This is a genomic window from Nostoc sp. DedSLP03 (genome assembly GCF_034530815.1).
Taxonomy (GTDB): domain Bacteria; phylum Cyanobacteriota; class Cyanobacteriia; order Cyanobacteriales; family Nostocaceae; genus Nostoc.
The window spans coordinates 156,402-178,300 of sequence record NZ_JAVRCK010000003.1 but is presented as its reverse complement, the minus strand read 5'-3'; the positions used below and the strand labels follow the sequence as shown (position 1 = coordinate 178,300).

The 21,899-nt window shown below is 40.5% G+C and carries 16 protein-coding genes and 1 tRNA gene; 12 read left to right on the top strand and 5 right to left on the bottom strand.

What is annotated here, in order from left to right; genetic code table 11:
- Positions 1 to 7: 7 nt before the first annotated feature.
- The 8 genes from RM368_RS02755 to ftsH2 all read left to right on the top strand — a co-directional run bounded on the left by RM368_RS02755 (position 8) and on the right by ftsH2 (position 11,370).
- Positions 8 to 1,468, top strand: coding sequence for a TM0106 family RecB-like putative nuclease (locus RM368_RS02755; protein ID WP_322692620.1), 1,461 nt, complete (start codon positions 8 to 10; stop codon positions 1,466 to 1,468).
- Positions 1,469 to 1,678: 210 nt separating this feature from the next.
- Entirely contained in the window at positions 1,679 to 2,863 is a 1,185-nt protein-coding gene (locus RM368_RS02750; protein WP_322692619.1) for an esterase-like activity of phytase family protein, read from the top strand.
- Positions 2,864 to 3,188: 325 nt separating this feature from the next.
- Positions 3,189 to 4,811 (top strand): serine/threonine-protein kinase, encoded by a 1,623-nt coding sequence (locus tag RM368_RS02745; RefSeq protein ID WP_322692618.1) that lies wholly within the window; start codon positions 3,189 to 3,191, stop codon positions 4,809 to 4,811.
- A gap of 101 nt (positions 4,812 to 4,912) precedes the next feature.
- Entirely contained in the window at positions 4,913 to 6,427 is a 1,515-nt protein-coding gene (locus RM368_RS02740) for a serine/threonine protein kinase (protein ID WP_416212208.1), read from the top strand.
- 110 nt (positions 6,428 to 6,537) lie between these two features.
- A tRNA-Asp gene (locus RM368_RS02735) sits at positions 6,538 to 6,611 on the top strand.
- Between the two features lie 134 nt (positions 6,612 to 6,745).
- Positions 6,746 to 8,191, top strand: a complete 1,446-nt coding sequence (gene gltX / locus RM368_RS02730; RefSeq protein WP_322692616.1) for a glutamate--tRNA ligase — start codon at positions 6,746 to 6,748, stop codon at positions 8,189 to 8,191.
- 222 nt (positions 8,192 to 8,413) lie between these two features.
- The gene (locus tag RM368_RS02725) at positions 8,414 to 8,908 is read left to right on the top strand and encodes a hypothetical protein (RefSeq protein ID WP_322692615.1); all 495 of its coding nucleotides are present in this window, start codon (positions 8,414 to 8,416) and stop codon (positions 8,906 to 8,908) included.
- A gap of 575 nt (positions 8,909 to 9,483) precedes the next feature.
- Entirely contained in the window at positions 9,484 to 11,370 is a 1,887-nt protein-coding gene (gene ftsH2, locus RM368_RS02720) for an ATP-dependent zinc metalloprotease FtsH2 (RefSeq protein ID WP_322692614.1), read from the top strand.
- A gap of 151 nt (positions 11,371 to 11,521) precedes the next feature.
- On the opposite strand, the gene rnc is transcribed toward ftsH2, so the two are convergent.
- From rnc to RM368_RS02700, 4 genes are all read right to left on the bottom strand, one after another.
- Entirely contained in the window at positions 11,522 to 12,208 is a 687-nt protein-coding gene (gene rnc, locus RM368_RS02715; RefSeq protein WP_322692613.1) for a ribonuclease III, read from the bottom strand.
- A 135-nt stretch (positions 12,209 to 12,343) separates the two neighbouring features.
- The gene (locus RM368_RS02710; protein ID WP_322692612.1) at positions 12,344 to 13,132 is read right to left on the bottom strand and encodes an NYN domain-containing protein; all 789 of its coding nucleotides are present in this window, start codon (positions 13,130 to 13,132) and stop codon (positions 12,344 to 12,346) included.
- Positions 13,133 to 13,702: 570 nt separating this feature from the next.
- Positions 13,703 to 14,311, bottom strand: coding sequence for a hypothetical protein (locus tag RM368_RS02705; RefSeq protein ID WP_322692611.1), 609 nt, complete (start codon positions 14,309 to 14,311; stop codon positions 13,703 to 13,705).
- A gap of 43 nt (positions 14,312 to 14,354) precedes the next feature.
- Positions 14,355 to 14,942, bottom strand: a complete 588-nt coding sequence (locus RM368_RS02700) for a Uma2 family endonuclease (protein ID WP_322692610.1) — start codon at positions 14,940 to 14,942, stop codon at positions 14,355 to 14,357.
- A 92-nt stretch (positions 14,943 to 15,034) separates the two neighbouring features.
- On the opposite strand from RM368_RS02700, the gene bchD reads away from it, so the two are divergent.
- Positions 15,035 to 17,062: a magnesium chelatase ATPase subunit D gene (gene bchD / locus RM368_RS02695; protein ID WP_322692609.1), complete on the top strand. Its 2,028-nt coding sequence runs from the start codon at positions 15,035 to 15,037 to the stop codon at positions 17,060 to 17,062.
- A 50-nt stretch (positions 17,063 to 17,112) separates the two neighbouring features.
- On the opposite strand, the gene RM368_RS02690 is transcribed toward bchD, so the two are convergent.
- Positions 17,113 to 17,898 carry an RNA polymerase sigma factor SigF gene (locus RM368_RS02690; RefSeq protein ID WP_229498888.1) on the bottom strand — a complete coding sequence of 262 codons (786 nt, stop codon included), beginning with the start codon at positions 17,896 to 17,898 and terminating at the stop codon, positions 17,113 to 17,115.
- A 642-nt stretch (positions 17,899 to 18,540) separates the two neighbouring features.
- On the opposite strand from RM368_RS02690, the gene RM368_RS02685 reads away from it, so the two are divergent.
- The 3 genes from RM368_RS02685 to prfB all read left to right on the top strand — a co-directional run bounded on the left by RM368_RS02685 (position 18,541) and on the right by prfB (position 21,799).
- Positions 18,541 to 19,269, top strand: a complete 729-nt coding sequence (locus tag RM368_RS02685; RefSeq protein WP_322692608.1) for a Bax inhibitor-1 family protein — start codon at positions 18,541 to 18,543, stop codon at positions 19,267 to 19,269.
- Between the two features lie 131 nt (positions 19,270 to 19,400).
- Positions 19,401 to 20,559, top strand: a protein-coding gene (locus RM368_RS02680; RefSeq protein WP_322692607.1) for a PCRF domain-containing protein whose coding sequence is annotated in 2 segments (ribosomal slippage) — positions 19,401 to 19,475 and positions 19,477 to 20,559 — 1,158 coding nt in all. Because the reading frame shifts where the segments join, the coding sequence is not laid out codon by codon here.
- A 117-nt stretch (positions 20,560 to 20,676) separates the two neighbouring features.
- A protein-coding gene (gene prfB / locus RM368_RS02675; RefSeq protein WP_322692606.1) for a peptide chain release factor 2 occupies positions 20,677 to 21,799 on the top strand; the annotation gives its coding sequence in 2 pieces (ribosomal slippage) (positions 20,677 to 20,748 and positions 20,750 to 21,799; 1,122 coding nt in all).
- Positions 21,800 to 21,899: the final 100 nt, after the last annotated feature.

The window sequence follows — 21,899 nt, the reverse complement described above, 5'->3', positions numbered from 1 at the left end:
TAAAAGGATGATAATTAATGCTGAACTCCTACTGCAATATCAACGCTGTAAACGCCGACCTTTTCTAGATATCCACGGTGACACAAGTCAGCGCGATGCTCCCAATGAGTTGCTACGAAAACTGCAACAGGACAAAATCGCTCATCAGTTGAGTGCTTTGGCACAGATGACTTATTACCAACCAGATTATGCTTATGGAAACTGGGAAAAAGGAGAGAAAGCAACTTTAGAATTGATGCAGCGTGGGGTTGAGTACATCTATAAAGGAGTACTGTTAGCAACTTATTCGGAAGCAGACACCCTGCTAAGTCGTCCAGATTTACTTGTGAAACAGCCGGGACAATCAAATTTTGGAGATTGGATCTACGTCCCAGCTAGTATTGAACTGGGTAAGCGCCCTAAGCAAGAATATCAAGTTGTTGCTGCATTTCATGCCCAAGTGTTGGCAACAGTGCAGGGAGTTGCACCTGCAACAGCTTTGCTCATATTGCGAACCAAAAATACAAATTATGCAGTGGATCTGTGCAAATGGACACCACGGATGCAGCAGACTTTGGAAGAGTTTATTCAAGTATTAAAGTTACCGAATCCGCCAGAGGTATTTATTTCTCGCCAAAAGTGCAATTTTTGCCATTGGTATAGTGAATGTTATGCGATCGCTCAATCTGAAAAACATCTCTCACTGCTACCAGGTGTAACACCGCTGCGCTACACTCAACTCCAAGCCTTAGACATTACCACACTGGAATCTCTTGCTAACACCAGTCCCAGCAGCTTAGAAAAGTTACTTGGTTTTGACAGCGAAGTAGCGCCTAAATTGGTAGTACAAGCTCAATCTGCATTAGAAAAACGACCGTTGATTCTACCATATCCGCTACCAACAGAAGATATTACATTTACAGCGCCCATAGAGCTTTATTTTGATATTGAAGCCCAGCCAGACTTAGATTTAGATTATCTTTTAGGGGTTTTGGTTGTTAATAGACAAACTAATACAGAACAATTTTATTCCTTTTTAGCAGATAAACCGGAAGACGAAGAATTAGTTTGGCAGCAATTTTTGGATTTAGTTTGGCAATATCCCGAAGCGCCAATTTATCATTTTTGTGTCTACGAGTTTGATACAGTCAAACGGTTGGCAAAACTTTACGGCACTCCACATTCTTTAGTGCGTCCTGTACTGAATCGATTTGTGGATGTGTATGAGCAATTAACCCAAAGTGTAGCATTGCCCGTAGAAAGCTATGCTTTGAAAGCGATCGCTCGTTGGATAGGATTTGAGTGGCGTGATAAAGAAGCCAGTGGTGCCAAGTGTATTTACTGGTATGATCGATGGTTAGAAACAGGCGATCGCACTTTACTAGAAATTATCCAACGCTACAACGAAGATGACTGCCGCGCCACCCATAAAGTGAAAGATTGGCTTGTCAACTTTTTCCAAAGTGAATATGATTTACGATTAGCTTAAGTAATTTATTATTTTTTCAAGGTTTTCAAATTCAAATACTTTTTGAAAAATCTAAGTACAAGAAACATCTGCTCAGACTTGTCACCAAGTTAATAAACATAATTTATTGGAATTTTCCGGCTTGTATCTGTTAAATTGTTTATTTAGTTGATATTATTTGTAGGGATGTATAAGTATCCATTCCTCAAAATATTAATTTAATAAAAATTTATGCAGATAATTAAAAAAATATTCGTATTTCCACGAATTATTTACTTTTTGATTCCAATTATAATTATTACCCTTGTATTCACAAACTTTCCTTCAAATAGTATTGAAATTAGTAGTATAGATTTTATTGGAGAAGCAACCTTACAAAAAGGTTTAATATTTAAAGAAACTGAAGTAGGAGGTTTATCTGCAATTACATATAATGCCAAAAACAACCTTTATTACGCTATTTCAGATGACCGGGGACAAAAAGCTGCCGCTCGTTTCTACACATTAAAAATCGATTTGAACAAAGGTTTGCTAGAAAAAGATGGAATTATTCCAGTCAGCGTTACTACATTATTAAATGAAAATGGTCAAACATTTCGTCCTGGTGAAACTGATACAGAAGGTATTGCATTAACTAATAAAGCAACTGTGTTTGTATCTTCTGAAGGCGATGCTGCAAAATTAATTAATCCTTTTATTAAAGAGTTCTCACTATCTTCTAGTATAGAAATTGCAACACTTTCTATACCAAACAAATTTTTACCAGATAAAAGTAATCAAAAAGGTATCCGCAACAATTTGGCTTTTGAAAGCCTCACCATCACACCCGATAATAAGCATCTATTCACCGCCACCGAAAATGCTCTAATTCAAGATGGTGTCGCAGCAAAACCTAATATTGGTAGTCCTTGCAGGATTTTACAATACAACTTGCTCAACAAGCAACCCGAAAAAGAATTTCTTTACCAAACTGAATCAGTTACACCATTTTTAAATCTAATTGGCAAATTCGCTAGTGGATTACCCGATTTACTAGCTCTTGATAATCAAGGACACTTTTTAAGTTTAGAAAGGTCTTTTACTGGTTTAGGATTTGCTATTTATCTGTTTCAGGTTTCGTTAGAAAAAGCCGATGATATTCATAATATTGATAGCCTTTTAGCAATTGATTTCAAAAATATTAAATCAGTTAAGAAAAAACTGTTGTTAGATTTGAGAAAACTAGATGTACTGCTAGACAACATCGAAGGCTTAACTCTTGGCCCAAAACTACCAAATGGTCAACAATCATTAATTCTCATCAGTGATAATAATTTTAACTCCCTACAACGCACCCAGATACTAGCCTTTCAACTTAAAATTGAAAATCCCTTCATTAGATTATTACGCCGGGTACTCCCAAATTTTAAGCTTTAATTGTACAGAAATAAAGCTGCTTAGGCGCAGCCCGTCATAAACATTGCAACTTGACTGCTATTTAGTTATTTCTGATTATTCCTGTGTATTCACTGAATATACTAGGTAAGTTTATCTAGGTTATTTATAGTTTACGTGTAATTTCTCAACCGTACTCCTTAATAAATATGTTACACAATGTTTAGTAGCTTTTGCAGAGGGCTTAAGCATATTTACAGCATATAATTAATTTTCTCAAAATTCGGACATCTCTTAGATTTGAATTTAATAATTAGCTAGACTTATTAAAGTATTTTGCTAATAACATTTTTTATAAATGATTTTTATGCCAGAAAATAAAATTGAGAGTATGGTAGGGCAAAAGGCAGAAATAGACGATTACATCGGACATTTTTTAAACAATCGCTATTTAATCAGAGATTTGATTGGCAAAGGGGGGATGGGTAGAGTTTATCTAGCAGAAGATACTGCTAAAGGCGGTATGCCGATCGCAATCAAAATCTTATCACTTAGTTTGTCAAACCAACAAATGTCCCAACGTTTTGCCAGAGAGATTTTTATTGGCGCTCAATTGGGTCGCAAAAGTAAACATATTGTTCGCATTTTAAGTTATGGAGTTACTGAGGATAAAACTCCATTTTATGTAATGGAATATCTCCAAGGAAAAAATCTCAAACAAATTCTGAAAATTCAGCCTTTAACAATATCGAAGTTTTTAGAAATTTGTAATCAAATTTGTTTAGGCTTACAATGTGCCCACCAAGGTATCAGCCTTAAAGGAGAAATTTACCCTATTGTTCACAGAGATATTAAACCAGAAAATATATTTATTGCTGAAGATAGTAAAAAAGGTGAAATTGTTAAAATACTAGATTTTGGTATTGCTAAGTTTTTAACAGAGCGAAGTGGAATGACTCTAACAGATTCTTTTATTGGCAGTTTGCCTTACTGTTCTCCAGAACATATGGAAGGGCGGAAACTGCTAGATGTCCGCTCTGATATTTATAGTTTGGGAGTATTAATGTTTGAAATGCTGACAGGTAAACATCCATTTCAAACAAAAAGTAACTCCTTTGGTACTTGGTATCAAGCCCATCGATTTCAAATGCCACCTACAGTTGAAGAAGTAAATCCACAAGTTAAAATACCAGAAATATTAGAAAAAATATTAATGACTTGTTTAGCTAAAGAAGTAAGCGATCGCCCTCAGAATATCAACCAAATATTAGAAGATTTAGAAAAAGTAAGTGTTCAAGTTAATAATGTTATTTCTAGCAGTAGCACAGACATTATTAAAGTTTCGCTTCCAGTTCAATTAGTACCCGCAACTTTACTATCAGAAAAAGAGTGCTTGCAGAAAAATTGGCCTAAAAATAAACCAATTGCACCAATTGGTTTTCCCCATTTACTACAGACTTCTCAAAGACCTATACCAACTTTTTGGGCAATGTTACCCAAACAAGAGATTGCAAAATTTTTGGATAAAATACATAGCACTGAATTTATTAGTAAAATGAATGTATATCCGATGCTAATGTGGTTAACAGTGCTATATGATGCCCAACCTTCTACGACTAAGTGGCTACCTTATTTTCTGGATTTAAAAGATAACAAGAGTCAAAATATAGCACGTAGTTTAGCAGAAGTAGGCTACTATCATTTACTATTTTTCCCCTTAGAAGAGCCAACTCATTGCTCTCATGTAACGACTTTAAATCTCACAGCTAAACAGCGTCAGCAACTTTTAGATTGGTTAGATATGAGCCAACAGTCAAAAGAATTGATTTTGCCTGGTCAAGCCAAAAATATTCTAAAAGCAGAGTACGAAAAGCTGAAGTTAGACATATTACGAAACTTAGCCACACATCAAAAATCTGAGACAGAAGTTTTAAAAACTTGGATAAATAAATTTTTGGAAATGTTTTTGAAAATGCTATTACGTCGTTGAAATTTTGCTAGCAAAATCAAAATACTTGCCACCATTAACTAAGAATATTTTTATGTATTTATTGCTAACTTTCAATGGACTCAGCATCAGAGGTGAACAAAGTGAATCAGAGGTTATCTACATCTCCTAGTAGTACGGGCTTGCTTGCCAATCGTTATCAACTCAAGCAATTAATTGGCAGCGGTGGCATGGGTGAAGTTTTTTTAGCAAATGATGTTTTGTTAGGAGGTATACCAGTTGCTATTAAGTTTTTGACTCAAACTGTTGTTAATACCAAGATGCAACAAGACTTTGCTCGTGAAGCTTTAATGAGTGCAGCCTTGAGTCAAAAGAGCGTACATATAGTGCGGGCGTATGATTATGGTGTGAATGAGAAAGGAAAACCATATTACGTCATGGAATATTTATGTGGTAAGAGTTTAAAGGATTTAATTCCGCTATCTCTGTCCATGTTTTTGACTCTCTCTCGCCAAATTTGTTTGGGCTTACAGTGTGCTCATCAAGGAATTAACATTGATGGCAAAATTTGTCCGTTGGTTCATCGAGATATCAAGCCCGCTAATATATTAGTTATTCCCGATCCGATATTGGGCCAGTTAGTTAAAATTCTTGATTTTGGTATTGCTAGATTTTTGAATTATGCATCAACAGCTAGTACAAGTAGCGGATTTAATGGCACTTTACCCTACTGTTCTCCAGAACAACTAGATGGAGAAAAATTAGATAGTCGCTCTGATATTTATAGTCTGGGTGTGATGATGTTTGAGATGCTCACAGGCAAAAAACCTTGGCAAACAGAAACTGATTACTTTGGCGCTTGGTATAAAGCACATCATTTTGAAGCACCAAAAACGATCGCAGATGTTAAACCTACTATTAAAATACCTCAAAAGTTAAATAATTTAATTATGGCTTGTCTGGCGAAAAAAGCAAGCGATCGCCCTCAAAATATCGCTGAAATTTTACAAGTTTTAAATAGTCTAGAACATTCTAATTGTCCCACTTTACCTACAAACTTCACCTTTAAATCTCCCTTAAATTCTGCATTACCAATCACTGTAGAACAAAGCTATCGGCAACTTTTGTGGCCTCAAAATAAACCAATTCAAGAAATTGTTTTTCCCCAGCTTCTAGACACTCCCCAAGGATCTATAACAGCGCTATGGTTGATGTTGTCTAAACAAGAAATTAAAAACTATGCGGTTTCTACCCGTTATAACCAGTTTGTCTTTGCAACATCCCCTCACCCAATGTTGTTGTGGGTAACTGTACTTTATAATCAGCAATTCGCTCCTAAGTGGCTACCGTGCTACTTAGATATGCAAAATCCCCAAAATCTCAGAATGGTAAGTTTTCTGGCTGAAAATGAACAGTATCCTTTGATTTTCTTTACTCTGGAAGCACCACATTCCTGCATCAAGGTTCTCAGCAGTCGCATTGAGCCAACTCAGCGGCAAATGTTAAAAACTTGGGTGCAACAAAGCCATAGGCTACCACCCACTTCTCAACCCCAATTGAGCAAACAGCTATTGAAACAGCAGTATAAACAAATGCAATCCCGAATATTGCAGCATCTGGAATCAGAGCCACAGGTTGTGTTATCACGGTCTACTTAACGTATAATTTGCATTTTGTATATACGGAACAAAAATTATTAATAATTCCTGACTCCGAAACACTTGACAAGTAGAAAAAAAATAGTGATAATAGCAAAGTTGCCAAACAAGGGACTGTAGTTCAATTGGTTAGAGCACCGCCCTGTCACGGCGGAAGTTGCGGGTTCGAGCCCCGTCAGTCCCGTTCTAAATTTATGAGTAGCGAATAACTTAAACTTAGGTGATATTAGATTCTGAATTACCCAAAGAGGTTGACTCAGGATTCAAGATTTAAATATAAGCTACATTTATCATGCTTTGCGAAAGAGAGAATTAACTGTGACTGTTAGAGTCCGTATTGCGCCGAGTCCAACCGGAAATTTACATATTGGTACAGCTAGAACTGCTGTATTCAACTGGTTATTTGCCCGTCACCACGGCGGTAAATTTATACTGCGAATAGAAGATACAGATTTAGAGCGATCGCGTCCCGAATACACCGACAATATTCTGGAAGGACTGCGTTGGCTAGGACTGAACTGGGATGAAGGGCCATTTTTCCAATCCCAACGCCTGGATCTTTATAAAGAAGCAGTAGAAAAACTGCTAGATCGAGGATTAGCCTATCGCTGCTACACCACTTCAGAAGAACTAGAGGCGCTCCGAGAAGCCCAAAAAGCTAGAGGTGAAGCTCCCCGCTATGACAACCGTCACCGCAACCTCACCCCAGAACAACGCGCCGCTTTTGAAGCAGAAGGTCGTTCTTTTGTAATTCGTTTCAAAATCGAAGATGAGCGGGAAATTGTTTGGAACGACCTAGTAAGGGGAAAGATGTCTTGGCGAGGTAGCGATTTAGGTGGTGATATGGTCATCGCCCGTGCCTCAGAAGAGGGTAGCGGTCAACCTTTATACAACTTTGTTGTTGTCGTGGATGACATCGATATGCAAATCACCCACGTCATCCGCGGAGAAGACCACATCGCCAACACCGCCAAACAAATTCTGCTGTATGAAGCGATGGGTGCAAAAATTCCAGAGTTTTCCCATACGCCATTAATTTTGAATATGGAAGGGCGCAAGCTTTCTAAACGAGATGGCGTCACTTCCATTTCTGACTTTCAGAAAATGGGCTTTACTGCTGAAGGTTTGGTAAATTACATGACATTGCTGGGTTGGTCGCCACCAGATTCGACACAAGAAATATTTACCTTAGAAACAGCAGCCAAAGAATTTGGCTTTGAGCGCGTCAATAAAGCAGGTGCAAAATTTGACTGGGACAAGCTGGATTGGTTGAACAGTCAGTATATTCACAGCACGCCAGTAGATAAACTCACAGATTTACTCATCCCCTATTGGGAAGCGGCTGGTTATAAATTTGATGGTGGACGCGATCGCCCCTGGTTAGAACAGCTAGTAACTCTAATTAGCCAGAGTTTGACTCGCCTGGTAGATGCAGTAGCTCAAAGCCAACTGTTTTTTAGCGATACAGTTGAATTTAGCGATGAAGGCAGTACACAACTCAAGCAAGAAGGTTCGACTGCTGTTCTTGAAGCAATTGTCACAGCTTTAGAAAATCAGCCGCAACTGTCAGAAGCCGCCGCCCAGGAGATTATTAAACAAGTGGTCAAAGAGCAAAAAGTCAAAAAAGGCTTAGTAATGCGATCGCTCCGAGCAGCTTTAACTGGAGATGTTCATGGCCCCGACTTAATCCAATCTTGGTTACTACTAAATCAGATTGGTTTAGATAAACCGCGCTTGAGTCGGGCTATAACGGAAGCTAAGTAGCGATTACTTGCAGATTTTAGAAATATTTGAGATTTTAGGGGCGCACAAATGTGTGCCCCTATCCATTAGGTAGGCAACTAAAAGAACAAGAAATCATTGACTAATTACTAATGAATTATCCCCAATTCTAAATCTAAAATAGTTAGTCAATTATCCTCATGTTGGGAACTTGGTGTGTAAAATTCATGTCTTCAAAAACACTTAGAAGCGAACGTAATTACAATGCCGACAACAGCGCTCAATAGAGGGATGAGATTATCGTTCATGATAGTTACGCTCTTCATCACATCAACAGTTAATACTGCGGTTGATGCTCAGGAAGCGCCAACGATATTTGGAGATGTCACCCTTAGCCCTCAGTTTTCCCCAGACCCCCTGACAGTTCGCGGGATGAGTGGTGGCTCAATATCTGGGAGTCAAGTAGGTGGGAGAAGCGAAACAGCTACTGGCCCTTGTACGGGATTTGTGGATGAAACACCAGACCACACATTAGCGTTAACAAGTAAATTTGACTACCTAAAGCTGCAAGTGCAAAGTCCTGAAGACACCACCATGATTATTAAAGGGCCCGGTGGTACTTGGTGCAATGACGATTTTGATGGCAAAAATGCTGGCATTGTTGGTGAATGGCTAGCTGGAAGTTACCAAATTTGGGTTGGTTCCTACGAAAAAGGCAAGTATCTCCCTTACACTCTAAAAATTACAGAAGTAAAGTAGGGCATGGGGCATGGGGCATGGAGAAGAGACAAGGTAGACAAGGAAGAGGGGGAGATAAAGGAGAGGCTTGTTCAATAGACCTCTTGCAAAAGTGCTTTTTGCAAGAGAGGGGAAAAGGGACTCATGTTAAAGGGGAAAGGGAAAATAACAAACCTTTCCCCTTTCCCCCGCCCCTTATCCTCTTCTTGGGGCCCCACCTTCCCCTTTTCTCGACTTTTGCCAAGAAGTCTAATAATTCCCCCTTGTCCCCTTGTCTCCCTAGTCCCCAGTCTCCACAATCATTATTGAGAGCGGCTTGAACGATACAAGGAGCATTCTGGAGAAATTCTCTCTGTCTTTGCATCGCGTTGCACTCCCTTTTCTCGTGCGATATTGTATTAAAATTAAGTTAACTTTGATTAAGATTCTTGTTGGCATCGCCATAATGCTCTAATCGCTTTATGGCAGTGCATCTAACAGATCGAATTAAACAAAATGGATTTATAAACATCCGTTTAACAGCTTAAAGTGACAGAGTGATTGAACTTAGGTTACTAGAGCTAACGAGTTGTATAGGCATCTAGAGGCAAATTAAAATGAAATTCTCTTGGAAAGTCGTAGCACTCTGGACGTTGCCGGCTTTGGTAATTGGCTTTTTCTTCTGGCAAGGGGCGTTTGCAGGCGCACCTGCTGACATGAGTAAGAATACAGCTAATACCCGCATGACTTACGGTCGCTTTCTAGAATACTTGGACAGCGATCGCGTCAACAGTGTGGATCTTTACGAAGGCGGTAGGACAGCAATTATAGAAGCCCGCGATCCAGACCTGGAAAATCATGTCCAAAGGTGGCGTGTGGATTTGCCTGTTAACGCTCCTGAGTTAATTAGCAAGCTCAAAGAAAAAGCCATTAGTTTTGATGCTCACCCGATGCGCAATGATGGTGCAATTTGGGGATTGTTGGGCAATCTCATCTTTCCAGTTTTATTGATTACTGGGTTGTTCTTTTTGTTCCGGCGTTCTAGCAACCTTCCCGGCGGCCCAGGTCAAGCAATGAACTTTGGCAAATCTAAAGCGCGTTTCCAAATGGAGGCAAAAACCGGCGTCAAATTTGACGACGTAGCTGGAATCGAAGAAGCTAAAGAAGAATTGCAAGAAGTCGTCACCTTCCTGAAGCAGCCAGAAAGATTTACGGCTGTAGGCGCACGGATTCCCAAGGGAGTGCTATTAGTTGGACCTCCTGGAACTGGTAAAACTTTACTCGCAAAAGCGATCGCAGGTGAAGCAGGCGTACCTTTCTTCAGTATTTCCGGTTCGGAATTTGTGGAAATGTTCGTTGGTGTGGGTGCATCCCGCGTCCGCGACTTGTTCAAGAAAGCTAAAGACAATGCCCCTTGTATTATCTTCATCGATGAAATCGACGCCGTAGGACGGCAACGGGGCGCTGGTATCGGCGGCGGTAACGACGAGAGAGAGCAAACCCTCAACCAATTGCTCACCGAAATGGACGGGTTTGAAGGTAACACAGGCATCATTATTATTGCTGCTACCAACCGTCCCGATGTACTAGACTCAGCTTTGTTGCGTCCCGGTCGCTTTGACCGCCAAGTAACAGTTGATGCACCCGATATCAAAGGGCGTTTGGAAATCTTACAAGTCCATGCGCGAAATAAGAAACTAGACCCTAGCGTATCTTTAGATGCGATCGCTCGCCGCACTCCTGGATTTACTGGTGCTGACTTAGCAAACTTACTCAACGAAGCAGCAATTTTGACTGCGAGAAGACGCAAAGAAGCCATCACCCTCCGCGAAATTGATGATGCGGTGGATCGGGTAGTTGCAGGGATGGAAGGTACTCCATTGGTAGATAGCAAGAGCAAGCGCTTAATTGCTTACCACGAAATTGGACACGCCTTAGTTGGGACTTTGTTAAAAGACCATGACCCAGTACAGAAAGTTACCTTAATTCCACGGGGACAAGCACAGGGTTTAACTTGGTTTACGCCCAATGAAGAACAAGGGTTAATTTCTCGTTCTCAACTCAAAGCAAGAATTACTGGTGCTTTGGGTGGTCGCGCTGCTGAAGAGGTGATTTTTGGCGCTGCGGAAGTTACCACTGGCGCTGGTGGAGACTTGCAGCAGTTATCGGGAATGGCGCGGCAAATGGTGACTCGGTTCGGGATGTCCGACTTAGGTCCACTGTCATTAGAAAGCCAGCAGGGAGAAGTATTCTTGGGTCGTGACTGGACAACCCGATCTGAGTATTCTGAATCTATTGCTTCCCGCATTGATGGACAAGTCAAAGAAATTGTTGAGCAGTGCTACGATAATGCTAAGAAGATCATCCGTGACCATCGCACTGTCACCGATCGCTTAGTAGATTTGCTCATTGAAAAAGAAACCATTGACGGCGAAGAATTCCGCCAGATTGTAGCTGAGTACACTGAAGTACCTGAGAAGCAACAGTACGTACCGCAACTATAATATTTGACTCAATTCCAGATAGTAGCTGGAATTGAGTAAAGTGACAAAAAATAAAATGAGGATGGTATACTCCACCCTCATTTTTTTGCGTTTTTTCAGTGTTAGAAAGTTTCTAATTTTAAAATTCTCAAAATTTATGAACCCATAAACTCTATAACAAACCTTGTTTTTTCAACTTAGCTAGGGCATCTTCCGCAGCAGCTTTTTCAGCCTCTTTTTTATTGCGTCCCTTACCTTCTCCATAAATCTTTTCATCTACCAATACTTTGGCGATGAATTCTGGCGCATGAGAAGGGCCTCCTATTTGGTCTGTGAAATATTTGGGGGGATTTGGAGTAACATTGCGTTGCACCCATTCTTGAAAGCGATTTTTTGAATCTACATTAGAACGAGATACAATTATATGCTTAGGATCTACAGAATCAAATAGTGGTTCTATAATTTCGCGAACTGTTTCGATATTGGACTGATTATCCAAATAGTAAGCACCAAGAACTGCTTCAAAGGTACTACTGAGCAAATTAGGATTTTGGTAGCCTCCATCTCGAATTGCGCCTTTTCCTAACCGCATTCTAAAGTCTAAACCCACTTCCTCAGCGAATTTTGCTAATTGCTTTTCATCTACAAGCGCCGAACGCCGCCGGGTTAATTCATCTTCTCCCATTTCTGCATGACGACCATAGAGATATTCGCCACTTAGGAAATTCAGCAAAGCATCACCAAGAAACTCTAGGCGTTCGTTGTGTTCGCCTTCTCCGGGGTTTTCATGGACGTAAGAACGGTGGGTAAGCGCACGGCGTAGAAGTTTTTCATCCTGGAATATTAGAAGTTTGTGCATTTTATCTTGTGTCTTATTGCAGAAATTGATTGTTGGGAAACTTTATGGGTGCTATTGTCTTCAGATATGAAAAAACCGCATATAGCGGTATTGGTAAAATCCAGCTTTGACTCAACTGGGTTTTTAAAAGCTCTTTTAAGCAGCTAGTTTGTCTAACTCAACTAAAAACAATTTCTGACCTTGCCTTTGGACTTTACCATCTCTTACAGCAGCATCAACAAACTGACTAAAGTTTTTAAACTTCTTGCCGTCAGACATAGAAATAGAGGAAAAGCCCTGATATTTATGGCAACGCTGACGCATCAAATTGTCAATGTATCCAAATACGGTAGATTTGCCTTGACTTAAAGAAATTTTAGTAGATTCAATTAGGTACTTAACAGCGTCATTGTAATTAATTTGAAACTCAATCTCAGTGGTTTCAAGCTGAGTATTATTGACAACCAATTGAGGCAATTCATCTACAAAGTAAAGTTCATCAGCAAGGTTTTTCAGACTTTGTTTTACATTGCCTCGTCGTGCAAAAATTATGACATTTTTATCCTTATCTTGCAGGAATTTAACTGGATTTGCAAAGTCGCCATCTCCTGACACAAGGATAAAAGTATCTGGGGAATGATTGTTATATACATCATCAATTAAATCAGATTTAAGTTGATTGTCTGCACTGTTTTTTAAAGAGCAGGTAACATCTTCACATTGAAAACCAATACGTTGGAGATTCTCTTTTGCAGAAACCTGGTTTTCAAATAGTGAATTATAGTAGACCCTTCTAATAATTAAACTCCCCCTTCCTTTGGCAAAAGCCAGCAATGAACTTGCTATATTTTGACTTAAATAAACATTTTGAAAATCGCAATAGATACCAACTTTTAGTTGCTGCTGGTTTGTTTGTCTATTGGAAGATTGATTAGCGTGTGGCATTGTAATGTATCCAGTATTCTTTGGTGAACTGGACAGCTTCAACAAATTACACATTTAGCAGTAGGAAGGCTTTATACGAGGAATTTGTACTCAAAAAGTATTACCTGCGATAAAGCTCTCTACCGTCGCTTTCGTTTGGTTCAAGTCTCAGCCGTAGAACTCCTGACTTCCTACCAAGTTTCGCGTCATCCTTTCCCCTGAATCATTCATCCAAACATCTTGTCTTCCCGTTGAAAGTCTACTCAATCAGTTGTTGAAAGTCTACTCAATCAGTTGACCTGACATTGGACTGAATACTCAGCCGAAGGGATGACACGAAGCTCGGCAGGAAACTAGGAATTCTGCTGCTGAGACAACACCAAAAACTTGCGCTTTAGAGTGCGGTTATTTTGCTGCCTTAAGTAAATATTTTCATATCTGATGCTGGATGTCAATATGGTTACTTATGAAGATTTCGTAAAAGCATAGACGCGTAGTCGCTTCTCGTAAGATATCGCCTGTTATCCATCAACTTTAAGAATCATCTATGGTATTCTTTCACAACTACCATTTTTTGAGTCAATAAATAATTTACGGTTTACTTTGCGCGATCGCACCATACAAAATACCTAAAATTTTTTTAATATCCTTAATATAATATTCACTTAAGTCAATCGAAACTACATTACCTTCAAGCTTGAGAAATTGCCAAATAGTACCGATAGTAACAGCACCATATATAGCTTTTATTTGATTTCCACCTCTCTCGTTAAATAACTGAGCCGCTACCATTCCAGCAATACATTGTGCTAAACCAGACCTCAAATTCTCATTTTTACTTTCTACTAGGACAATCACCGGACTTCGGACAAGCAACTGTTCCGAAGAAAGACTCAATATAAAATCACAAAATCCGTTTAATCCTCGCTGGCTATCAACAGTAAAATCAACTCCAGAAAACAAACTTATTTCATAATTAAATTTGCGTCTAATTTCTAATAAAATTGGACTGATTATCATTTCACTTCGAGCTTTTTGCGAACCGATCGCTACTGCTAAATCAACATTTTCCTTAAGAAGAGTAGATAATAAATCGCTACATTCTTGCTCCTGCACATTTGCGAATAGCCCAAATGACTCGTGGATAACTAACCCAAAATAATCAATAACTTCAATAAATTTAAAATCACTATAAGCCATAAAACTTACTCCTTTGTCTTATGACTGAATCCTATAACAAAGTTTACAAATTAAGCTTTGGCGGAAACACCTTAGTTAAATCAAGAGATAAATCAGGGAAGCAGGGAAAAGTTATTATCTCATTTGATAAGAAAATTCGCTTATTTGAATAACCATATCTGCCTTGATTATCCTGATATGGTTCACTGTAAGCTTCCAAATAATTATCGAATAAATTAAATATCCAATAATTAGTAATACCGGCTTTAGCATAGAGAGGTATTTTCACATCTTGGTCATAAGCTAAAGAAGAATCGGAAACTTGCATCACCAATAACACATCAGCTGCTTTAGGGTGAGCCGATAGATAATCATCAGCACGGTTTTGAACAATCGCAAAATCAGGCTCAGGTTCACTGTTAGGTGGCAAAGCAATCGGCGCTTGTGATTGCAAAGTAGCCTTGTCTCCCAGTATTTTGGGGAGTTCCTTCCACAGTTTTCTTAAACAAGTTTCATGGGCTTTACCTTTGGATGCCATTTCAATAATTTCCCCGTTGATTAATTCAATGTGGTCATCTTCATGGAAAAAGCCCAATTCTCCAAGCTTGTGGTATTCATCCAGTGTGAAGCGTTTAGCCTGAGCAATACTCATAACCTTACCTTTGATCTCATTGCCATAATACTTATTCTAAATGTGTCAGAAATTGGTATGCTAAAGGCCGAGACTCGCTAAGAAAGCAAACAATGCCTGCGCCTACTATTAATCCCACGATCGCTGCTTTTCCCTTAACAGCCGTAGTCGGTCAAGAAGCAATTAAATTAGCCTTGCTGTTAGCAGCTGTCGATCCTGGTTTGGGAGGAGTGGCGATCGCAGGTCGTCGCGGTACGGCAAAATCTGTAATGGCTCGTGCTATCCACGCTCTACTACCGCCGATTGAAGTTGTCAAAGGTTCAATCAGTAATTGTGACCCCAACTACCCAGATGATTGGGACGATCAACTTTTGGCGGAGTACGCAGACAAAGACATTCAAGATGTTCCCGTCGAAATCATTCCCGCGCCTTTTTTGCAAATTCCTCTAGGTATCACCGAAGACCGACTCCTCGGTTCAGTGGATGTGGAAAAGTCGGTAAAACAAGGTGATACTATTTTTCAGCCTGGATTACTCGCTACAGCTAACCGAGGTGTACTGTACGTAGATGAAATTAATTTATTAGATGACCAAATATCAAATCAGCTTTTAACAGTATTATCTGAGGGACGCAACCAGATCGAACGGGAAGGAATTAGTTTTCAGCATCCGTGCAAATCCCTATTTATTGCCACCTACAATCCAGAAGAAGGCGGATTACGGGAGCATTTATTAGATAGAATTGCGATCGCACTCTCTGCTGATGGTGTACTCGGCTTAGATCAAAGAGTAGAAGCAGTCGATCAAGCGATCGCCTATTCTAAATCTCCCCAAGATTTTCTCCAACAGTACAACGAAGATTTAGACTCCCTCAAAACTCAAATCATCTTAGCGCGGGAATGGCTCAAAGAAGTAATCATCACCCACGAACAAATTGCCTATTTAGTGGATGAGTCCATTCGCGGCGGAGTTCAAGGACATCGCGCCGAGTTATTCGCCACGCGGGTTGCTAAAGCTGCTGCGGCTTTAGAGGGACGAACAACAGTTAATGCCGAAGATTTGCGCCGTGCGGTGGAACTGGTAATTGTACCACGCGCCACAGTTGTGCAGACACCACCACCAGATCGAGCACCACCTCCGCCTCCGCCGCCGCAACAAAATCAAGAAGAACCTCCAGACGAATCTGAAGAGGAAGAGGAACAAGAAGAACAGGAAGAAAATCAAGAGCAAGAACCTCCCAGCATCCCGGAAGAGTTTATCTTTGATCCAGAAGGGGTAATTCTTGATGACAGCGTGCTTTACTTTACTCAAACAGCGAAGCGGCAAGGTAAATCTGGTAGTCGCAGTGTCATCTTTTCTGATGACAGAGGACGCTACATTAAGCCAATGTTACCCAAGGGGAAAGCGCGACGCATTGCAGTAGATGCCACCTTGAGAGCTGCGGCTCCTTATCAAAAATCACGAAGAGAAAGACACCCAGAAAGAAAAGTTATTGTCGAGCAGGCTGATATTCGTTCAAAACGCCTGGTACGTAAAGCTGGGGCGTTGGTAGTATTTGTGGTAGATGCTTCTGGCTCAATGGCACTGAATCGAATGCAATCAGCTAAGGGTGCGGTGATGCAACTGTTGACAGAAGCTTATCAAAACCGCGATCAAATAGCATTAATTCCCTTCCGGGGAGAACAAGCCGAGGTATTATTGCCTCCAACACGTTCTATTGCTTTGGCGCGTAACCGTTTGGAAAGGTTGCCCTGTGGCGGGGGTTCGCCCTTAGCACATGGTTTAACTCAGGCTGTGCGCGTCGGCTTAAATGCTCAGATGAGTGGAGATATTGGGCAAGTTGTCCTTGTAGCAATCACCGATGGGCGAGGTAATATTCCTTTAGCGCGTTCTTTGGGCGAACAGCTAGAAGCAGGAGAAAAGCCAGATATCAAAGGAGAATTATTAGAAATTGCTGCGAGAATCCGTGCTTTGGGAATGCAACTATTAGTAATTGATACAGAAAGTAAATTTGTGTCTACTGGGTTTGCTAAAGAATTATCGCAAACAGCAGGCGGTAAATATTATCATTTGCCGAAAGCGACAGATCGAGCTATTGCTGCTATGACCAAAGGTGCGATCGCTGATTTAAAATCTAGATAATTTGTCATTAGTCATTAGTCATTAGTCATTGGATTTTTGACTTAGCACGACTACGATCCAGTAGGCATTACCTGTGGTTGTAAGTAGCAAATCAAATCTTGGATTCCCTTTTGGAGATAGCGGGTTACTGTCATTGGACTAGTACCAATGTTCTTAGCTGCATCCTTGCGAGAAAGTTCCTTCAAGAATACCATTTCAACTGCCATGCGGGGCTTTTCTTCTAACATATTGATTGCGCCTTGCAGTTGTTGGCGTTCTTCTTCTTGTTGCAGAAGTACATGAGAACGAGGACAAGGAAGTGCCTCACCCAAGGTTATTTGGCAATCAACATAGTTAACTGCGGTTGCATCTAAACTCAAAGGCATCCGATTTTGAGCAGCTAATTTGGTTTCTTGCCATTCTTGTACAGATACCCGAAGTTGGCTGGCAATTTCAGCATCCTTGGGCGGGCGACCTAAAGAGATTGATAAATCCTTGCGAATCTTTTGTCCTTCATTGTATAATTCTTGCCAACGACGGGGAATTTTTAATAGAGTACTGCGATCGCGCAAAAAGTGCAGCATCTCACCGCGAATATATGGCACTGCAAAGGAACTAAAAGCATATCCTTGGCTAGGATCGAAACGCTCAATAGCTCTAATCAAACCAAAATACCCAATTTGTTCTAAATCTTCATAAGGTTCATTGCATTGATGGCTGAATTTATGAGCCATCTTCCGTACTAAGCCAGTATGTAACTGTACAAGTTTATTACGAAGTTTAATAGATGGATTCTGGTGATACAAGTGCAATAATTCTATACCATCAGTTCGTAAAGAGGACTCACTTGTTGCCATATAAATTACCTTTGTTGTAACTCCTATTCCTGAGAAAATGGAGCTGCGTATATTTTCTTCTAAGCTGTTATTATTTTGCTGAGTCAGGGAAGAATAAGCCATCGTCGTTTCACTGAACTTGTTAAGGGTCTAACTCTACAATTCAGTATTTGTACGCATGATTTTGCGAACCCCTTTATTACAGGTGATTTTTGCTTTTATATAACTGTTGAATGGTAAATAATCTTTAGCTTTTGCAACAAAAACTAGCTATTTATGCTGAAAAATGCATCACTTACCTAATAGTCATCTGTCATACTGAGTGCAAGTGGATCGGTAGTCAATACTGCACGCTTTGTGGATTTTTAACTCGGAATTGGATTTGGGGAAAAGGTTAAAGGTTTTTTCTTTCCCCTTTTCCCCAAAACCCGACAAGTATTGGATCGGTACTGAATTAATCGCAAAATAGGTTGCAATCAAGGGTAAAGAGTATGCTATCAGTACTAAAGATGCTGTAAAATCCTCAAAAACTGAGGACTCTAATTTTCAACAACAAAGCCGCCCTTCAGATTTGGCAACGATATTAAATCCTTGTCCGTTAACGGCAAAGATTGGTAAGAATAGGAATAAGCACAACGTTTTCCTAAAAAACAGTTTTTCAATATGAGCAATACCAGTAATTTTCGTGAAGCTATCCGTGAGGCTAAATCTCACGCTCTCGTTGGCCCAAACGTGATTGCCAACGCCCTCCCCTATGTCGGTGGTGGATTGGTGCTAACCGCATTAGGAACCTATGGCGGTTTAGGAATTATCCGTACTAACCCCGAAATATTCTTTCCCACCTTCATTGGTGCGGTGATTTTGGAGTTAATTTTGTTTTTTGTTGCCCAAAATGTTGCCCAAAAAGGTAATAAGGGTCTTGCACTACCCCTGTTGGCAACCTACAGCCTGTTGTCTGGATATACTCTCAGTGGCTTGGTATTTGTCGCTTTGAGATCCCAAGGCGTTGGCATTCAAGGCATTGGTTTAGCTGCTCTTGGTTGTGGTGTCACCTTTATTGCTGCCCGTCAAATTGGTTCAAATCTTTCTGAACAAGATGGTATGGCTTTGACGAAAACCATGAATCTTGGTGTCATTGCCTTGGTGGTTGTGTGTCTTGCCCAATTCGGATTTGCCATGTTTGGTGTTTACGCGCCAAATTGGTTAGAAATTGCCATCTCTGGTTTGGGAGTATTCCTGTTTGTTGGGGTTTCTGTTGTCGATTTCTACATCTTGCCCCGCACTTACAGCGATGACCAATATTTGCCTGCTGCTTTGTCGATGTACTTAACTTACATAAACTTGTTTGTCTTTATCTTGCGGTTGCTAATTGCCATCAATGGCCGCGATTAATTGTTTGTAGACAGTAACAAAAGTCAAGTTTTATAAGGGTAAAACCGTGGTTAAATTTTTAGCGACCACGGTTTTTTCATCGTTTTAATAGTAGGATATATAGATAAGTTAAGCCTCAAGTGAGCAAAACTATGCTTGAACTCTTAAATATCAAAATTGAAGTAGAAAGGTTGTCTAATATCTTGACCAAGGCTGAAGGCTGTCTTTGACCTCCCAGAACTGAGTGCAAAAATTCAAGAGTTGAATCAATTAATTTCTCAACCTACTTTCTGGCATAATTCTGTCACTTACTATCAGAAACTTCAAGAAATTGAATTCCTCAACGCTAAGAAGAAACAATATCAGCGATCGCACTTCATTCTAGAAGATATCAAAGCTGCACTAGAACTACTAGAATTATCTGCTGATGAAGAATTATTGCAAGAGGCGCAAACCAACCTAACTCAACTCCAAAAAGAACTCGAAACACTAGAAATAGAACAATTCCTGTCCGATCCCTGCGACCAAAAGGGGGCATTCTTGGCAATTACGGCTGAGGTTGGAAGTATAGATGCTCAAGACTGGGCAGCTATGTTATTACACCTATACCATCGTTGGGCAGTAAATCATAACCATAAAGTGTATCTAGTGCAAGAGTCAGCAGGTGATTTAGGAGGGTTCAAACATGCCACCCTAGAAATTACAGGGCGTTATGCTTATGGCTGGCTAAAATCGGAACAAGGAACTCATGCAAGAATAGAGCGAATTTCTCCTGTTGATGGTAATGGCAGACGGCATACTTGCCTAGCCAGTGTAGAAGTCAGCCCGATTTTAGATGAGTCTATTGATTTTGAGATTCCAGAGAAAGATTTGGAAATTACTTTTTATCGCCATCGGGGGAATGTCAACCGAACAGAAACATGGGTAAAGATGGTTCACATTCCGACTGGGATTAGTGTATCGTGTAACCAAGAGCGTAGCCAGCTGCAAAACAAAGAGAAAGCCCTGGCTATTCTCAAGAGTAAACTGTTTGCGATGTCTACGACGGGCTACGCCTATGCACTAGCCCAAAATGTCCAGCTTGATGAAATTCAACCCGGAAAGATAAAATCTCTATCCAGCAAGCTTATCCGTGAATATATCTTGCATCCTTACACCAAGGTGAAAGATTTACGTACCAATGTAGAAACACCTGCTGCGGCAGAGGTTTTAGATGGTAAAATCGATTTCTTTATCAAAGCCTATCTGCAACAGCTTCACACTACTTCAGTGACCCAAGAAGCCCTTGATAATTTCAGGTCACTTTTGTAACTTATATAAGTAGTGTAGAAAAAATTTGCTCAACTACAGCTAAAATCAAGAAACATAAGTAAAATAAAGAGCAATTTTCCAATCCAAAGCGCTCTATCTCTCATTACAGCAAGCACTATGGAAGTTTTAGAACTAAAACGCGAAATCGAAACGTTGTCTGGCCGCCTGGGTAAAACCCAGGACTATCTTTGACGTACCCGCACTGACAGCCAAAATTCAAGACCTCGAAAAAATATCAGCACAGCCAGAATTTTGGAATGACCAAACCCAGGCCCAACAAACGCTGCAAGAACTTAACGATCTGAAAGCTCATCTTCAGCAATACGATCGCTGGCACGCCAATCTCGAAGATACTAAGGCAGTTGTTGAGTTGTTGGAGTTAGAAACCGATGAGGCGCTACTCCAAGAAGCAGAATCTACCATCACTAAACTCAATCGCGACCTAGATCAGTGGGAGTTACAACAGTTACTTTCTGGCCCCTATGATGCCGAAGGTGCTGTATTGACTATTACTGCTGGTGCTGGTGGCACAGATGCTCAAGACTGGGCATTTATGTTAATGCGGATGTACACCCGTTGGGGCGAAGCTCACGGCTATAAGGTAACTTTAGCGGAAGAGTCGGAGGGTGATGAAGCCGGAATTAAATCGGCAACCCTAGAAATTACCGGTCGCTACGCTTATGGTTACTTGCGTTCAGAAATGGGTACACATCGCTTAGTGCGGATTTCACCTTTTAATGCTAACGGCAAGCGACAAACCAGTTTTGCAGGGGTGGAAGTAATGCCACAGATTGACAACTCTGTGCAATTGGATATTCCAGATAAAGATTTGGAAATCACCACAACTCGCTCTGGTGGTAAAGGCGGGCAAAATGTCAATAAAGTAGAAACTGCGGTGCGGATTGTTCACCTGCCCACGGGTCTTGCCGTGCGCTGTACAGAAGAGCGATCGCAGCTGCAAAATAAAGAAAAAGCCTTAAATCGCCTCAAAGCAAAGCTGTTGGTCATAGCCAAAGAGCAACGCGCCCAAGAAATTGCCGAAATTCGTGGCGATATGGTAGAAGCCTCCTGGGGAAACCAAATCCGTAACTATGTGTTTCACCCTTATCAAATGGTGAAAGATTTGCGTACAAACACGGAAACAACAGCGATTGGCGATGTGATAAATGGCGAACTTGATACATTCATTCAAGCTTATCTGCGCCAAGAAAATAAACTAGTAGAAAACACTCTGGCATAAAATTGCTCATTACATAACACCCAGATTGCGAAGGCGTTTCACACAGAAACGCTTTCGCAATCTATGGGCGATCGCAATTCTACCCCAGACCAACTGTTAC

Excerpts from the sequence above, each read along its gene's own strand:
- RM368_RS02710 (WP_322692612.1), bottom strand. The coding sequence starts at position 13,132 with ATGCCACACGCTAATCAATCTTCCAATAGACAAACAAACCAGCAGCAA.
- ftsH2 (WP_322692614.1), top strand. The coding sequence starts at position 9,484 with ATGAAATTCTCTTGGAAAGTCGTAGCACTCTGGACGTTGCCGGCTTTG.
- rnc (WP_322692613.1), bottom strand. The coding sequence starts at position 12,208 with ATGCACAAACTTCTAATATTCCAGGATGAAAAACTTCTACGCCGTGCG.
- RM368_RS02705 (WP_322692611.1), bottom strand. The coding sequence starts at position 14,311 with ATGGCTTATAGTGATTTTAAATTTATTGAAGTTATTGATTATTTTGGG.
- bchD (WP_322692609.1), top strand. The coding sequence starts at position 15,035 with ATGCCTGCGCCTACTATTAATCCCACGATCGCTGCTTTTCCCTTAACA.
- RM368_RS02685 (WP_322692608.1), top strand. The coding sequence starts at position 18,541 with ATGAGCAATACCAGTAATTTTCGTGAAGCTATCCGTGAGGCTAAATCT.
- RM368_RS02700 (WP_322692610.1), bottom strand. The coding sequence starts at position 14,942 with ATGAGTATTGCTCAGGCTAAACGCTTCACACTGGATGAATACCACAAG.
- RM368_RS02690 (WP_229498888.1), bottom strand. The coding sequence starts at position 17,898 with ATGGCAACAAGTGAGTCCTCTTTACGAACTGATGGTATAGAATTATTG.
- RM368_RS02755 (WP_322692620.1), top strand. The coding sequence starts at position 8 with ATGATAATTAATGCTGAACTCCTACTGCAATATCAACGCTGTAAACGC.
- RM368_RS02750 (WP_322692619.1), top strand. The coding sequence starts at position 1,679 with ATGCAGATAATTAAAAAAATATTCGTATTTCCACGAATTATTTACTTT.
- RM368_RS02745 (WP_322692618.1), top strand. The coding sequence starts at position 3,189 with ATGCCAGAAAATAAAATTGAGAGTATGGTAGGGCAAAAGGCAGAAATA.
- RM368_RS02725 (WP_322692615.1), top strand. The coding sequence starts at position 8,414 with ATGCCGACAACAGCGCTCAATAGAGGGATGAGATTATCGTTCATGATA.